This window comes from Bacillus sp. MT94, from assembly GCF_058792475.1.
The window spans coordinates 663,974-678,417 of the sequence record NZ_JBXAEZ010000001.1; the positions used below are offsets into that span (position 1 = coordinate 663,974).

Sequence of the window (14,444 nt, forward strand, 5' to 3'; positions counted from 1 at the left end):
ATGACTAGATAGTTTAATTATGCTTGTGCTGAAGTAAATAATGACTCCATCTTTACTTTGCTCTTCTCTCGAATTTCAGCATCTGCGTGTCTCATAACGTATTTATGCGCTACAGCGATTGCTAAAACATCATCTAATAAGCCAATCCCAATAATAGCAGCTATATCTGGAATGAAATCGATTGTTAATACGTAATAAGATAAAGCGGCTAATATTATGAATTTTGCTTTAGTAGGTAATTCTTTCTTTTTCATTGTGTAGAATAAAATAATACTTTCATATACGCTGGATTTACCGAGGTTTACAGAGCTTTTTTTGAACTTTTTCCAAAGTGTCTGTTTCTCCATATAAACACTCCTTTTACAAAAACATAGATTTTTTAAAAGGATGGACAAAGAAGTGAGAGATTAATCAATTTTATTGTTTTTCTTAATTATATATTTCCATAAAAATAGGGGAATACCTGTTCAAAATAATATAATTTGGATTATGAAACGATTCACAGTGTTCCGTTACATATTATATATATTGTAAGATGTATGTGGGTGATTTAGTTATTATTATGCATTTTATAAGCGGTATGGGGGAAGAAAAATGAAAATAATAGAACTACCAATTGAATTCGAATTTAACGGGCAAAAACAATGTATTTATCCAAGTTTAATTATATTACATAATGAATTAACGTTAGTTGATACAGGATATCCAAGTTTTTTACCTTTAATTGAAAATGCAATATTAAAACATGGATATGAGATGAAAAACTTAAAGAATATAATTATTACCCATTATGATGACGATCATATAGGGGCTGTATATGATTTTAAAGTGAAATATCCAAATATTAATGTTATTGCTAGTGAAATTGAATCTAACTATATTAATGGTGATATAAAATCAGAGAGGTTAGTTCAAGCTGAAGAAATGTTAGAACGTATGCCAAATGAAGAAAAAGAATTTGGTAAATGGTTTATACAACAGTTAAAAAATATAAAACATATTTCCGTCGATGAAAAAGTACATGATGGTCAAATGATTTTGAATAATGAATGTCAAGTAGTGGCAACGCCAGGACATACCTCGGGGCATATTTCATTATATTTTCCGAATTTAGACTGTGTAATTACAGGAGATGCAGCGGTTCAAGAGAATCGAGAATTAGTTATAGCTAATCCGAATTTTTGTTTAGATATAGAAAGGGCGGAACAGTCTTTAAATAGTATTAAAAGTCTTAAAGCAGCACAGTATTATTGCTATCATGGAGGAAAGCTTACTGTATAAAATAATAAAAAACCAATCTTTTTGATATAGAAAAGATTGGTTTTTTAATTCATAGATTCTGCAATTTGAATTAAATCCTTTACGTTATATTTACCTTGTATATAGCGTTTGTTACCAATTGCAATTGTATATTGAAAACCATTCTGCTGAAAGATAAGCTCATATGCTGAATCAAAATGAGGATTATATAATGCTTTTATATTATTTTTTAAGCTGTAGAACTTAGCTCCACTAGGTACATAGAAGCCTAATTTGTTTTGAACTGGTGAAACAGTGATTTTAAAAATCCCATTAATATCTTCATTGTAGTAATGGAAGCATTAATAAAATCTGAGAAAAAGCAAAAAGAATTTGTTCATCTAGTACAGGATGAATATAAAAAAAGAAGATAAGAATTTTTTTATTTTTCATATTTGGCGAAACAAATGGTACAATGAAAGCTAATGTGAAAAATAAGGAAAAGAAGTGGTCTATTTGAAAAACTTTTTAGAATTAGGAATTAGTGAAACTTTTAATCATACATTACGTGAAAATGGAATTACAGAAGCAACACCAATTCAAGAGAAGGCAATTCCTGTTATTATGTCAGGTAAAGATATTATTGGGCAGGCGAAAACAGGAACGGGTAAAACGTTAGCATTCGTGTTACCGATTTTAGAAAAAATCGATCCAGAGTCTAGTGATGTTCAGGCTTTAATTGTTGCACCAACAAGGGAACTAGCCCTGCAAATTACAACTGAAATTAAAAAAATGCTTGTTCAAAGAGAAGATATTAATGTACTAGCGATTTATGGTGGGCAAGATGTAGCACAACAGTTGAGAAAATTAAAAGGTAATACACATATTGTTGTAGCAACACCAGGACGATTATTAGATCATATACGACGTGAAACAATTGATTTAAGTAATCTTTCAACGATTGTACTAGATGAAGCGGATCAAATGCTTTATTTCGGTTTCTTATATGATATTGAAGATATTTTAGATGAGACACCTGGTAGTAAACAAACGATGTTATTCTCAGCAACGATGCCAAAAGATATTAAAAAATTGGCGAAACGTTATATGGATGAGCCGCAAATGATTCAAGTACAAAGTGAAGAAGTAACGGTAGATACAATTGAACAGCGTGTCATTGAGACAACAGATCGTGCAAAGCCAGATGCACTTCGTTTTGTTATGGATCGTGATCAGCCATTTTTAGCAGTTATTTTCTGTCGTACAAAGGTTAGAGCAAGTAAGCTTTATGATAATTTAAAAGGACTAGGTTATAATTGTGCTGAACTTCATGGTGATATACCTCAAGCGAAACGTGAAAGAGTTATGAAGAGTTTCCGCGAAGCTAAAATTCAGTACTTAATCGCAACGGATGTAGCAGCTCGTGGACTTGATGTAGATGGTGTAACGCACGTATTTAATTTTGATATCCCTGAAGATGTAGAAAGTTACATTCACCGCATTGGCCGAACAGGACGTGCAGGTGGATCAGGTCTTGCAATTACGTTCGTTGCAGCGAAAGATGAAAAACATTTAGAAGAAATTGAAAAAACGCTTGGTGCACCAATACAAAGAGAAATAATCGAACAACCGAAGATAAAACGTGTAGATGAAAATGGAAAACCGGTACCAAAGCCGGCTCCGAAGAAATCAGGTCAAAATCGTCACAGAGATAGCCGCGAAGGTTCAAGAAGTGAATCAAGACGTGATTCGAGAAATAGCTCGAGAAGTGATTCAAGAAATAGTTCTAGAAATGAAAATAACCGATCATTTAATAAGCCAAGTAATAAAAAAGGTAGTACAAAGCAAGGTCAGCAAAGACGTGGCCGTTAAATAGTTATAATTGTAAAAGAGTCGCAAAATATTGTGGCTCTTTTTTTGTTTGTATACAACAAGGATGATGGCAAGAAAAAAACAAAAATTTCATTCACCGTATTTGAAATTTATAAAGGAAATTTTATAGTCCAAAACCATTAGAGCGAGGGTATTACTATCATTCAGCAGAACACTTTGGTTAAAAAAAGGTATTGAAGCGAGCGAGTATTTTCATTACACATTCCGCAATTATCGAAATAGAACAAGAGAAGTTTATGAAGGATTAAACTCGTATTGGTGTACGATCGTTGGAAACTGGAAAACTAATTTGTTAGTTTTGATCGATGAGGAACTCGAGAAGCAACACTGCCATCCTTATGAGGAAATTGCTTACGACGATGAAGGTAATGTAGTGATAATATGCGAAATAAGAAAAAAGGACTAGCAGTCGTACCTGCCGTCCTTTAATAGGAGAAAAAGTAATCTTGTTTAGAACTACGCATAAACAGAAAATCTGCTTGTAATTAGTTTTACCCTAAATATACGTGTCTATACAAAAAAGGGATAAGTAAAAAATACTTATCCCCGGAAGGGAAATCCCAAGCACAAAAATGGCTCGTATTGGTCTGCAGGTTCAAAAGTAGTATATGTAAAACGAAAAATCTCATACAAAAAGCAGACAACGATTTTGGTTGTCTGCCAGTGAGTTCAATGAGTTAGCTAATTGTGATAATTTGCATCCCCATTGCGAGAAGAGTGAAGCTGCTAGTTCAAACAGCTTGTTGGTATTATTTTCGATTTCTTAAAAAATATACAGAGAAAGCAGATAAGTGAAGAACCTACCTGCTTTTGCTGTAACAAAAGAAAGAGGTATTAGCCGTCGACACGGCGGCTTGAAAATAGTATGTATTTTTATTTGAAAAATATTCACGGGGTGAAGAAACGTGGAATGTTTGATAAAGGTGTTTGTGAAATTAATCGGCTAATTAGTAAAACAAAATAGTTATTTGGGAGAAAGAGAAAATGAATATGAGATGAATTGAAGCTGTTGAAGAATTACTTGAAGTGATGAAAGAATGCTTTTGGAACGGAACATCTTTAAAGGGTGAAGCTAATGATTTTAATATTGTATCTTGGCTGATTGAAGAAGCGACGCGTAAAACAAAATAAAGATTTCATCTTGTAGCAATGGGGAATAGATATGTGTACTTATTGGGGGAAAGTAGATAAAGAGTTCTTTAAGAGGCAAGAACCGGAACAAAATAAAAGAGCGGCTAGCAAAAGCTAACTGCTCAATACAAGGAGATACAGAGAAGACTACTTTAAATGAATGTTGGCATACAGCCTACATACAGTATTGACCGAATATTTATTTTAAATTCGATTTATTTAAAGTAAACATTCCAACAGATAAAATGGTTGCGCCTGCTATAGAACCTAGCCAGTCTCTCCAGCCTAATGTATTTAAAGATGCATCTGTTAAATCCGTAATTAAGAAGATAGCAAACATTAATACACCAAATGCTAAGCATCCCCAAAATGTTTGCAAATATTTAATCATTTTCTTTCGGAACTTGCTCATATAAATCACCCTTATTAATAATTTATATTTTTATAAATAAATTATCGCATGTACAAAAATTAAAAGTACAAAATATGCAATATTACATATTGGAACTCAACAAAATACTCCATTGATAAGAACATAGATCGAACGGAGGGGAACCGTGTCGTATGAATCAATTGTCATTTTTTGAAGTCATCGATGTAAAGGAGATGCGCTGACTTGTGGTGAAGGAGCTGAAAAACTACAAAGTGTTGTGCGTCTGGATGAAGAATCGAGAAAAATAGGATCAAGCGGAGGGCATCGTTCTTTTCCTAAAATGAAAGATGACGATAAAAAACATGAGATACGTTTTAAACAAATTGAGCGTACGTTAAAAAATAAAAATTTATAAAGGAAATAGAAAGTAGGATGTTGTATATACAATAATAGGAAACTTTTTGCAAACTAAACATATAATTTTAATAGACCGACAGTCGGTCAGGTGGGAAGGAGAACTTGAATGCGAATTGTAAAGGAGTATGAGGAGCGTAGAAAGGAAATTTTAGAAACAGCTGAGCGTTTGTTTCTTACGAAAGGTTATACGAAAACAACCGTAAATGACATTTTAAAAGAAATAGGTATAGCAAAGGGGACGTTTTATCATTATTTTAAGTCGAAGGAGGAAGTAATGGATGAAATCATTATGAGGATTATTAAAGAGGATGTCACTAAGGCGAAAAGGATTGTCTCCAATCCCGATATCCCCGTTTTAGATAAGTTATTTAAAATTTTAATGGAACAATCACCAAAATCGGGAGATGTAAAAGAAAAAATGATTGAACAATTCCATCAACCAAATAATGCAGAAATGCATCAGAAAAGTTTAGTGCAGTCCATTATACATTTATCTCCTGTATTAACGGAAGTTTTAGAGCAAGGAATAGAAGAAGGCATATTTTGTACCTCATACCCACAAGAAACGATTGAACTGTTAATTTCCTCAGCGCAAGTCATATTTGATGATAGTTTATTCCAGTGGAAACCTGAAGAAATGATAAACAGAGCTAAAGCTTATATCAAAATGATGGAAGCATCTGTCGGAGCGAAAGAGGGATCTTTTGATTATATGATGGAAGTTTTAATTAAACAGAAATAGTGATTTTCTGTTTGAGTATTATCGACCGACAGTCGGTCTAGGTTAAATGAAGGATGTGACGAGGATGCCAGCAAGTATTCAATCTTCCTTGAAAGATTTTCACTTAATGGTAAGTGGTCAAATTATTACTATTTTAGGTTCAACACTATTACGTTTTGCTCTCTCACTATATGTGCTAGATATAACAGGGCGTGCAGATATATTCGCAGGGTTATATGCGGTAACGAGTATTCCGTTTCTGCTAGCACCTCTTGGCGGAGCAATAGCAGATCGTTTCAACCGCCGTAATGTAATGGTCATTTTTGATTTTATAAACGCTGCTATTGTATTAAGTTTTATAGTTTTGTTATTAACTGAATCGGTATCTATTTTATTGATTGGAACAATTATGTTTTTACTAGCAGTCGTTAGTGCAATGTACTCACCAGTTGTTATGGCAAGTATTCCGCAATTAGTTCCAGAGAAAAAGTTAGAACAAGCAAACGGTATCATAAATGGTGTGCAAGCATTATCTAATATAGTTGCACCTGTACTAGGAGGAATATTATATGGCATAATTGGTTTGAAAATGCTCGTAATAACAAGTTGTCTTGCTTTCTTTTTATCTGCGATTTTAGAAATGTTTATTACAATACCTTTTATAAAAAGAGCGCAAGAAAGCCATATCATACCGACAATTGTAAAAGATATGAAAGAAGGTTTTCTTTATGTTTTAAAGCAACCTTTTATTTTGAAGGCTATGTTACTTGCAGCTTTACTAAACTTAATTTTGACACCGTTATTTGTTGTTGGAGGACCTATTATGTTACGAGTAACTATGCAGAGTAGCGATACGATGTATGGAATTGGAATGGGATTAATTGATTTTGCAACTATATTAGGGGCATTGTCAATTGGTTTCTTTGCTAAAAAGTTACAGATGAAAACATTATATAATTGGATGCTTATCATAGCTTTATTAGTAATGCCAGTGGCACTATCAGTTAAACCGTTTATTCTTAATTTAGGATACTATCCACCATTTATCCTCTTTATACTTTCTTCTCTTCTAATCGCAATGATTATGACAATTGTATCCATCTATGTGATTACTGTAGTCCAAAAGAAAACACCAAATGAAAATCTAGGAAAAGTGATGGCAATTATAACAGCGGTATCTCAATGTATGGCACCGATTGGGCAAGTCGTTTATGGTTTTATGTTTGAAGAATTCAGTACGAAAAATTATTTACCTATATGTGCTATTAGTTTCATAATGATAATAATAGCGGTGGTGATGAAGAAAATATTAAGAAATGAAGGGAATTAGCTTCATATGATTAGGAGAATGTTAAAAAGAGTCAGCGGATTCGGTGAGCAAGTCGCAGTTTGGATAAACGGTAAAGTTGATCGTGTAGATGCTAAGTTTACTGAAAAGATAAAATAATCATTTTAGAAAGTGGGTTCGCTTATGAGTGTAGCAAGAAGTCATGAAGAGATGAAGGAATCACGTTTGAAAATATACATGGCTTTAGAAGAAGCTAACTTCATTTGGGATGAAAGAGATGTAATTCGTTTTCGTGAAATGTGGAATCAAGGTATGAGTTTACCAGAAATGGCGGAAGCACTAAGGAGACATCATGCTGAGGTTGCGCTCCTTGTAATAGATCAGGCTGATAAGTATTTAATTGAAAATCGTCCGATAGGATTAGGAATTTGCTAAATAGGAAGGAGAAAATAAAATGAAAGCTATGGAAAATGGTGTATATGAAACAACTAAATTAGTTAGTAAATCAAAGGGAGGAAAAGCTGCAATGAATATTAATCAAATCAGTGAATTAGATCAATATCAAGAAGCGGCATTATGCACATGGAATACAAATAATGATTTCGGTGGACATGTTTTAAATGCAGCATTAGGGCTTACGGGAGAAGCTGGCGAGATTGCTGATGTTGTAAAAAAAGCAATTTTTCATGGTCATGGATTTGATCTGGCTCATTGTCCAGGAGAAGAAGAAGGGAATACGCATAAAATCGCTTTAGAGTTAGGAGACATCTTGTACTACATTTCAATCATGTCTCACGAAATGGGGTATACCCTAGAAGATATTGCTCAAATGAATATATCTAAATTAGCAAAAAGATACCCAGGCGGATTTAGTCGAGAAGCTAGTCAAAATCGTGTAGATGTGAAGTGAAAATCGTAATAAAAAAGAGCCATGAGTGGAAAGGCTCATAGCTCTTTGTATAAGGGTAATGATTTTATAGGTAAATATTACTATAAATTACCAAAAAATTCAATGTAAGTAAATTAATTGGTATGTGATTTAAATTTCATTAAAAAGGAGGAATAGAGGAATATGTAAAAGAATTTGGAAAATCCATAAAAAAAGAATTCAGTAAAACTCTGAATTCTTTTACACGTAATTTTATTGGTTAATCCATTTAGAAATAATAGGATAATGAAACTCTTTTTCTTGTAGCACATATAAAATCCCTTTTATCGGTCCGAAAATTAACAAAAGGAACAGTATTAGATATAAAGGAGCTATGCTGGAAATAATCAAAGTATTATTTGAAGTCAAGTCTAAATTAGACAAGGATAGCATTAAGATTCTTATTATTAAAAGATTCCAAATCACTGTAATTATCCAAATAAATAGTTGATAAAACACAGCCTCAAGGATATTTTTTCGAATGTTTTGTGATTTGTATATAAAATAAAAAATCAACGGTATATAAAAAATTGTGATGCTAAAGAAAATAAGAATAAAAAAAGATAATAAGGTAAGAAAATACATAATTAATTTTATGTTCTTTTCTTGAGTTAGGATCATTAAGGTCCTCCTATATGTATGAGATTTGTTGTATCTATTAAAAATACGCGATGTAGGTAATTATAATATGAAAATTAATTGTATTAGAATTCTGTATCAAAAAGAACACGTAATAAATTAAAAAAGAGCTTTATTTTATTATAGATAAATAGGTGACTCAGCAATTGTGCTAGCCGAGTCACCTAGTACTATCGAAACAAATAATGTTCTTTTTCTATATGTAGTTATGTGGAGTTCCTAAAGGCTAGCCTCAAAAAATAGTTAAAGAACAAAGAAAATTATTTTAGAAAGAACTAGATTTTATTATGTTAACGCTACAACAGCAAGAGTTAAGCCCAATGTATTTAATGTATTAGAATATGGTCCTACATTAACAGTAAGAGTACTTGTTATACCTGAAGGTGTAGTGAAAATAGCGGGTGCTGATACAGAAGTGAATCCTGCAGTATATCCCAGAGAAGTACCAGAGCCAATGATTGGATTATTATTAAGGTACATAGTGATACCTGCCGAATTACCTCCTGGTTGAATGATAACTTGCACTTCATAGATTGCCAAATAGGTTCTTCCACCTTCAAGTAAAACAGTTGTTGGTGGTGTGAATGAGATTGCCGTACCATTAGAATTTACCACGGTATCTAGTGGAATTGCAGAATTTACAGAAACTATTGATGGGGTAGTTTGAACAACATTTAAACTGTTAGCCGTGGGGGATGGACAAGTGCAAGGGTTGTGAAGGTTAGAGTTATTATCATTTTGGTAATTCACAAATAATCAAGCTCCTTTACGTAAGATAATTTTTTATCCTATATAAAACGTAGCTTTTTTGTATCTAAGTTATTTTTAATAAGTTTTTAAAGAGAAGTTGAATATTGGTGGTCAGTCAATTCTTAAAAATATTTGATACTTTGGGATTTCAAAGTGCATCTGATAAATATATATGAATGTTTTTTTTAGGACATTACTGTAAGTTAGGAAACATAAAAAAATAGTTATTTGAATTAAATAGAGCACCATTAGAGATTGGGGTGCTCTTAAGCCAAGACCTATAATGTGGATTACTAAAGTCTGTGTAAGTATATGAACGTTGTATATAAATAGTACAGAAAAAGAAAATTTAACAAAGGTTAACTGTATGAATCTAATGGGAATTAATTAAAGAATACTGTATGCAAAATTGATGATAATGTTATCCATCCAAATGTAATTGTAATATATTTTAAGATTTTCATTATGGTAATAATGCGCCACTAAAAAAATTACTACTGCCTACAGTTAAAGTTCCGTTTTCTGCTGCAGAAAATTGGATATCTATTGTTTGGCCAGCTAATAAATCAATAATAGTTGTAATTTCAAGTTGAGGTGTACCACCAGTAGTAATTGTTCCTGTTTGGCTAGCAACTGATACTAAATTTTTTCTTATAGTTATTCTTAGAGTAGAAGTCGTACCTAAAGTTGGATTAAATCCTATACTGGCACTGAATAAATAGATACCATTTATAGGGGCTGTAAATGTATTCGTTACCGAAGAATACCCTCCACCATTATTAAATATTATATTACCATACGATACTTGAATATCTGCAGGAGGAGTAAAAGACTGTGCAACATTTTTTTCTGCACGAAAATTAATGTTAAATGTGGGTCCGGTAGGCCCAGTAGGCCCAGTGCTGCCAGTAGGCCCAGTAGGCCCAGTGCTGCCAGTAGGTCCGATAGGCCCAGTGTTCCCAGTAGGCCCAGTGTCCCCAGTAGGTCCAGTGTCGCCAGTAAGTCCGGTAATGCCAGTAGGCCCAGTAACGCCGGTAGGCCCGGTGTTCCCAGTAGGTCCAGTGTCGCCAGTAAGTCCGGTAATGCCAGTAGGCCCAGTAACGCCGGTAGGCCCGGTGTTCCCAGTAGGTCCAGTGTCGCCAGTAAGTCCGGTAATGCCAGTAGGTCCGGTAACGCCGGTAGGCCCAGTGTTCCCAGTAGGCCCAGTAACGCCGGTAAGCCCAGTAACGCCGGTAGGCCCGGTGTTCCCGGTAGGCCCGGTGTTCCCAGTAGGTCCGGTATCACCTGTAGGCCCAGTAAATCCAGTAAGTCCAGTAGGTCCAGTGCTGCCAGTAGGTCCGGTAACGCCGGTAGGTCCGGTAATACCGGTCGGTCCAGTTGGTATTGTAAATGTTGGTGTAGGTGGTAATGTAGGTCCAATAGAACTTGGATCTAGTGCAGTTCCATGTAAGATTTCGTGAGAATTAAATTGATTTTCTTTTGACATAATTCACCTCCAAAAGTTAACTCATTATTAGTAAATGAAATATGTAGATGAAATATGAAAAAATATATGGTAAATAATTACAATTAAATTAGAAACTTAATAAAATAGTTATTTTATAACCCAAAATAAAAGAACCCGTTTGTTATAAACGGATTCTTCACACAAGGTCTGCAAGAAATTCAAGGTAACCGGACCAGGGCACCTTATAGAAATTCTTTAGATATTAATGTATTCAAAGAAATCTAAAACGTTAATAGTAAGTAAACAAAATTCTTATTTCAAAAGAAAAAAGAGCGCACGGGAAAGCGCTCTTTGACCAAGTTTAAAATCGAAAAGTATCGGCAATTAAATCTTATGTATGTTTTTAGTTTATGTGCAAGTTTGAATCAAATCTTTATTTTAATTGGTTCAGCCCCTTGAAGGGCGCTCCAAGGGGCTGAGATTCGAGAACTTTTAAACTCTTGTTTAATTACATGAAAGCTCCCTAAGGAGAATCTGTGATATTTTAACACTCAAATGCTTATTTTGACAACTATATTTTGATAAAAAGAAATCCCCGGTTGTCCGCGGGGCTTCTAAGGGTAAGTGCCAAGTAATGACGTACTCGACTAATTAACCATATCATGAATTTTTTGGTAAAAACGCTGGTGAATGTGTCCAATTGTATGGTCGTTAATTTGAACAAAAACGCTATTTTATTAAAAAGGAGAAAGCAGCTAGCTCAATGAACTAACTGCTTTGTCGTCCAACAATGACGATACCCACAATACTTTGTAACTTATGGTTACAACTATAGTATGAGCAGAAGCAAAAATCTTATGCAAGAAAGCAAAAAAATTTCATTAAGCACAACAAAGCAGCTAGTTAATAAAACTAACTGTTCGTTGTACAAAAGAAATTTAGGCCCTACAAGTAAATGATATGTAACTTTAAGTTACAGCTATATTATAAGCAGAATTAAAAATATTATGTGGAAGTGAAAAAGAACTAAATAAAAACTTCATTTTACACAACAAAGCAGCTAGCTGAAGTAGCTAACCGCTTGGTTGTACGCTTTTAGAAGAAGCGTAGGATACAAATGGCTGTAACAGTAACAGAAAGTTCAACTATAGTATAAACGGAATACAAAATATTATGCAGGAAATGAAAATAAATAAAAATTTCATTTTGCGACAAATAAAAGAGCAGTTAGCCCAGTCTAACTGCTCGATACAAAGGTGATAATCTAGATGCACAGATATTTTATGCCGAATTATTGATTTTATTCGAGAAAGAATAAAGAATAAAGAATCCTTTAAGAAACAGGAACAGGAATGAAACAAAAGGGCAGCTAGCTAAGGCTAACTGCCGAAAGGTTCCAAGCTGCAATCACTGTTAAAAAGCTGCTTACGGGTAGTATGTACTGAATTGTGAGGATTATTCGGGTGAATAAAAAGAGCACCTTTGAACAGTGCTCTTCAGAGAGGAGTTAATTAAGTTAATTAAATGAATGTAAAAAGAATACCTTTTTCATTTGAGAAGCATTGATTTTTTTGCTTCAAAATAATATATGAGCTTTAAAATGAAAAAGTGATAAAAAACAAAAGAACAGCTAGCAAAAGCTAACTGCTCATGTAAGAAAATCGGAGAAAGATAACCATGTGTCTATAGTATTTACGGAATTTTGAGTTTTATTCAGGTAATTACGTTACATGTTTGGCGATATAGTCTTTTATTAGTAAAAAAGCTACAAGAAGAAACATTACGTCAATCGAGAACCAAAACATATTTTTTTGAGGTTTTTTAAACTCTGATATTATGGAAAATATTAAAAATAAGGCAACGACTATTACAATACAGATCTTAATTATATCAGGCATTTATAGCACTCCTAACATCTAATCATTTTTATTATATAGCTATTTCCAATATTGAGAGATTTTAAAAATTTTTTATGAAAATTCAAACAAAATACTCCTTTTAAAGTAAAGCAAAGCAAACAGAATATAGTCCGGCTAGAAAACTAGAGGACACCAATTCATTAAAGCAGCAATTAAAGTTGTTTTAAGAATAGGTGTCCTTTTTATTTTGAAAAGGGAGAGGGGGAAATGAAGGTGTTAAAGGATCAGTTGCGTGAATGGAAAAAGCATTCTAAGCAAGGAAAGAAGAAAAACAAGAAAAAACAAAAAGAGAAATTAAGTACTCGTGAAATTGAGGATTTAATGGGGATGCATAGACCTTGTTATGAACGAAGACGCGGAGCAATAAGACAAAAGTAATTTAAAAATAAAAAGGAGTGGTCTTACATGAATAAACAATTATCTTTCTTACCAAAAATTGATAGAGTAGCAACGCAGAAAAAATTAGAAGGTGTTCTGGAAAGTGTGCGTTTGTATAGGCAGTTTGGAATGATGCGTGAAGAAATGAAAGTCACTCCTTCTTATGAAATTAGATATCACGGGCCTACAAATGATGTAGGGAAGCCACTAGAAGATATAGCGATGGCTAATATTCAACAAAGTAAAAGAGAAGAGTGGATTAAGCAAACATCATTTCGTATTGACCAGTTTCTTAGTCGTTTGGGTAATGGACGTGCAGGAAAGGATCAAAGAGACATCATCATTAAGCGTTATTTAGAAGATGAAGATGTATGTGATTATATGGTATATAACGAAATCGGCATGAGCGAGCGTACTTATCGACGTGTTAAGGCTAGAGTATTTTATAAACTTGCTTTTGCTCTTAGATTAGAAGTTTACGAGACAGAAGAAACTGGAGGTAATGAATAATGAATTTTGTTCAGCCAATACGTGATCCAGAGCAAATACAGCAGCTTAAAGAGTATTTTAAAGAAAAGTGCTTACGTAATTACATTCTCTTCATTATGGGAATCAATACAGGCCTGAGAATCTCGGACATTTTGAAATTGAAGGTAGGAGATGTCAAAGGTAGTCATATATCTATGCGGGAAAAGAAAACAGGGAAACAGAAACGAATACAAATTACTGCAGCACTGAAAAGAGAACTTAAATGGTTTATTGAAGAAAGAGAAAATAATGAGTATTTATTGCAAAGCAGACAAGGTAAGAATCGTCCAATTGGTCGTAGCATGGCATATAAGATATTAAGCGGAGCAGCGGCAGAGTTTGGATTAGATGAAATAGGAACACATACATTGAGAAAAACATACGGGTATCACATGTACATGCAAACGAAAAACATAGCATTGCTCATGGAGATATTTAATCACTCGTCAGAGAAAGTCACGTTACGTTATATAGGTGTAAATCAAGATGCAATGGATAAGGCAATGACTAGATTTAAAATTTAATCATTGCTTTTTCTTTTAGGATAGTTTAAATTCTTAGTCTGATTGGGACGGGATCACCACAGCAAAAGATTTGCAGGTTACGTTAAGATCCATTTTAGGCAGAAAAATATTAGTTCTCTGAAGAACTATCATCATCACTCCTGTTCGATAATCTTGAGAAAATATTTATCTGAATAAAAAAATAACATTTTTTCAATTTCCTGTAATTATAATTAAAGGTATTCTGTTAGTGTTATACAAATGTATCTGTCGATCTATTCCATGTATGA

General features: G+C 33.5%; 15 protein-coding genes and 3 pseudogenes. 11 read left to right on the forward strand and 7 right to left on the reverse strand.

The genetic code is table 11. The features are described 5' to 3' along the window. Window positions 1-17: 17 nt before the first annotated feature. Window positions 18-347 (reverse strand): YkvA family protein, encoded by a 330-nt coding sequence (locus AC1Q51_RS03275; protein WP_000415089.1) that lies wholly within the window; start codon window positions 345-347, stop codon window positions 18-20. 247 nt (window positions 348-594) lie between these two features. Here AC1Q51_RS03275 and AC1Q51_RS03280 point away from each other — a divergent pair, with 247 nt between their 5' ends. Further along, window positions 595-1,281: an MBL fold metallo-hydrolase gene (locus AC1Q51_RS03280; protein ID WP_089170985.1), complete on the forward strand. Its 687-nt coding sequence runs from the start codon at window positions 595-597 to the stop codon at window positions 1,279-1,281. 44 nt (window positions 1,282-1,325) lie between these two features. Here the strand turns inward: AC1Q51_RS03280 and AC1Q51_RS03285 are convergent. Beyond that, window positions 1,326-1,592, reverse strand: a pseudogene (locus AC1Q51_RS03285) (hypothetical protein); the annotation flags it as partial. Between the two features lie 154 nt (window positions 1,593-1,746). Here AC1Q51_RS03285 and AC1Q51_RS03290 point away from each other — a divergent pair. Beyond that, window positions 1,747-3,111 carry a DEAD/DEAH box helicase gene (locus tag AC1Q51_RS03290; protein ID WP_492331367.1) on the forward strand — a complete coding sequence of 455 codons (1,365 nt, stop codon included), beginning with the start codon at window positions 1,747-1,749 and terminating at the stop codon, window positions 3,109-3,111. 1,351 nt (window positions 3,112-4,462) lie between these two features. Here the strand turns inward: AC1Q51_RS03290 and AC1Q51_RS03295 are convergent. After that, the gene (locus tag AC1Q51_RS03295; RefSeq protein WP_048558445.1) at window positions 4,463-4,675 is read right to left on the reverse strand and encodes a hypothetical protein; all 213 of its coding nucleotides are present in this window, start codon (window positions 4,673-4,675) and stop codon (window positions 4,463-4,465) included. A 238-nt stretch (window positions 4,676-4,913) separates the two neighbouring features. Here AC1Q51_RS03295 and AC1Q51_RS03300 point away from each other — a divergent pair, with 238 nt between their 5' ends. From AC1Q51_RS03300 to AC1Q51_RS03325, 6 genes and pseudogenes are all read left to right on the forward strand, one after another. Continuing rightward, window positions 4,914-5,051: a hypothetical protein gene (locus tag AC1Q51_RS03300; RefSeq protein WP_002041130.1), complete on the forward strand. Its 138-nt coding sequence runs from the start codon at window positions 4,914-4,916 to the stop codon at window positions 5,049-5,051. A 108-nt stretch (window positions 5,052-5,159) separates the two neighbouring features. Then, a complete protein-coding gene (locus AC1Q51_RS03305) occupies window positions 5,160-5,795 on the forward strand; it encodes a TetR/AcrR family transcriptional regulator (protein WP_048558446.1) in 636 nt (211 codons plus the stop codon). Window positions 5,796-5,859: 64 nt separating this feature from the next. After that, window positions 5,860-7,104 (forward strand): MFS transporter, encoded by a 1,245-nt coding sequence (locus AC1Q51_RS03310; RefSeq protein WP_492331368.1) that lies wholly within the window; start codon window positions 5,860-5,862, stop codon window positions 7,102-7,104. A 30-nt stretch (window positions 7,105-7,134) separates the two neighbouring features. Next, window positions 7,135-7,221: pseudogene (locus AC1Q51_RS03315) on the forward strand (DUF3954 domain-containing protein); the annotation flags it as partial. Between the two features lie 24 nt (window positions 7,222-7,245). Then, the gene (locus tag AC1Q51_RS03320; RefSeq protein ID WP_000109540.1) at window positions 7,246-7,497 is read left to right on the forward strand and encodes a hypothetical protein; all 252 of its coding nucleotides are present in this window, start codon (window positions 7,246-7,248) and stop codon (window positions 7,495-7,497) included. Between the two features lie 19 nt (window positions 7,498-7,516). Next, window positions 7,517-7,972, forward strand: coding sequence for a nucleoside triphosphate pyrophosphohydrolase family protein (locus AC1Q51_RS03325; protein ID WP_000646384.1), 456 nt, complete (start codon window positions 7,517-7,519; stop codon window positions 7,970-7,972). A 231-nt stretch (window positions 7,973-8,203) separates the two neighbouring features. Here AC1Q51_RS03325 and AC1Q51_RS03330 read toward each other — a convergent pair whose 3' ends face one another. From AC1Q51_RS03330 to AC1Q51_RS03345, 4 genes and pseudogenes are all read right to left on the reverse strand, one after another. Beyond that, entirely contained in the window at window positions 8,204-8,611 is a 408-nt protein-coding gene (locus AC1Q51_RS03330; protein WP_065228829.1) for a magnetosome magnetite crystal formation protein family, read from the reverse strand. Window positions 8,612-8,914: 303 nt separating this feature from the next. Then, window positions 8,915-9,379, reverse strand: coding sequence for a hypothetical protein (locus AC1Q51_RS03335; RefSeq protein ID WP_016077725.1), 465 nt, complete (start codon window positions 9,377-9,379; stop codon window positions 8,915-8,917). A 463-nt stretch (window positions 9,380-9,842) separates the two neighbouring features. Further along, a complete protein-coding gene (locus AC1Q51_RS03340) occupies window positions 9,843-10,391 on the reverse strand; it encodes a C1q-like domain-containing protein (RefSeq protein ID WP_492331432.1) in 549 nt (182 codons plus the stop codon). A 363-nt stretch (window positions 10,392-10,754) separates the two neighbouring features. Next, a pseudogene (locus tag AC1Q51_RS03345) lies at window positions 10,755-10,865 on the reverse strand (exosporium leader peptide-containing protein); the annotation flags it as partial. A 2,087-nt stretch (window positions 10,866-12,952) separates the two neighbouring features. Between AC1Q51_RS03345 and AC1Q51_RS03350 the strand changes: the two are divergent. Genes AC1Q51_RS03350 through AC1Q51_RS03360 form a run of 3 tightly spaced genes read left to right on the forward strand, consistent with a single transcriptional unit; the run spans window position 12,953 to window position 14,175 of the window. Beyond that, window positions 12,953-13,123: a hypothetical protein gene (locus AC1Q51_RS03350; protein ID WP_492331369.1), complete on the forward strand. Its 171-nt coding sequence runs from the start codon at window positions 12,953-12,955 to the stop codon at window positions 13,121-13,123. 27 nt (window positions 13,124-13,150) lie between these two features. Next, complete coding sequence (locus AC1Q51_RS03355; protein ID WP_048558846.1) at window positions 13,151-13,633, forward strand: ArpU family phage packaging/lysis transcriptional regulator; 483 nt, start codon at window positions 13,151-13,153, stop codon at window positions 13,631-13,633. After that, window positions 13,633-14,175 carry a site-specific integrase gene (locus AC1Q51_RS03360; RefSeq protein WP_340942706.1) on the forward strand — a complete coding sequence of 181 codons (543 nt, stop codon included), beginning with the start codon at window positions 13,633-13,635 and terminating at the stop codon, window positions 14,173-14,175. Before AC1Q51_RS03355 ends, AC1Q51_RS03360 begins: the two co-directional genes overlap by 1 nt. Window positions 14,176-14,444: the final 269 nt, after the last annotated feature.

Excerpts from the sequence above, each read along its gene's own strand:
- AC1Q51_RS03275 (WP_000415089.1), bottom strand. The coding sequence starts at position 347 with ATGGAGAAACAGACACTTTGGAAAAAGTTCAAAAAAAGCTCTGTAAAC.
- AC1Q51_RS03280 (WP_089170985.1), top strand. The coding sequence starts at position 595 with ATGAAAATAATAGAACTACCAATTGAATTCGAATTTAACGGGCAAAAA.
- AC1Q51_RS03295 (WP_048558445.1), bottom strand. The coding sequence starts at position 4,675 with ATGAGCAAGTTCCGAAAGAAAATGATTAAATATTTGCAAACATTTTGG.
- AC1Q51_RS03305 (WP_048558446.1), top strand. The coding sequence starts at position 5,160 with ATGCGAATTGTAAAGGAGTATGAGGAGCGTAGAAAGGAAATTTTAGAA.
- AC1Q51_RS03310 (WP_492331368.1), top strand. The coding sequence starts at position 5,860 with ATGCCAGCAAGTATTCAATCTTCCTTGAAAGATTTTCACTTAATGGTA.
- AC1Q51_RS03320 (WP_000109540.1), top strand. The coding sequence starts at position 7,246 with ATGAGTGTAGCAAGAAGTCATGAAGAGATGAAGGAATCACGTTTGAAA.
- AC1Q51_RS03325 (WP_000646384.1), top strand. The coding sequence starts at position 7,517 with ATGAAAGCTATGGAAAATGGTGTATATGAAACAACTAAATTAGTTAGT.
- AC1Q51_RS03330 (WP_065228829.1), bottom strand. The coding sequence starts at position 8,611 with ATGATCCTAACTCAAGAAAAGAACATAAAATTAATTATGTATTTTCTT.
- AC1Q51_RS03350 (WP_492331369.1), top strand. The coding sequence starts at position 12,953 with ATGAAGGTGTTAAAGGATCAGTTGCGTGAATGGAAAAAGCATTCTAAG.
- AC1Q51_RS03355 (WP_048558846.1), top strand. The coding sequence starts at position 13,151 with ATGAATAAACAATTATCTTTCTTACCAAAAATTGATAGAGTAGCAACG.
- AC1Q51_RS03360 (WP_340942706.1), top strand. The coding sequence starts at position 13,633 with ATGAATTTTGTTCAGCCAATACGTGATCCAGAGCAAATACAGCAGCTT.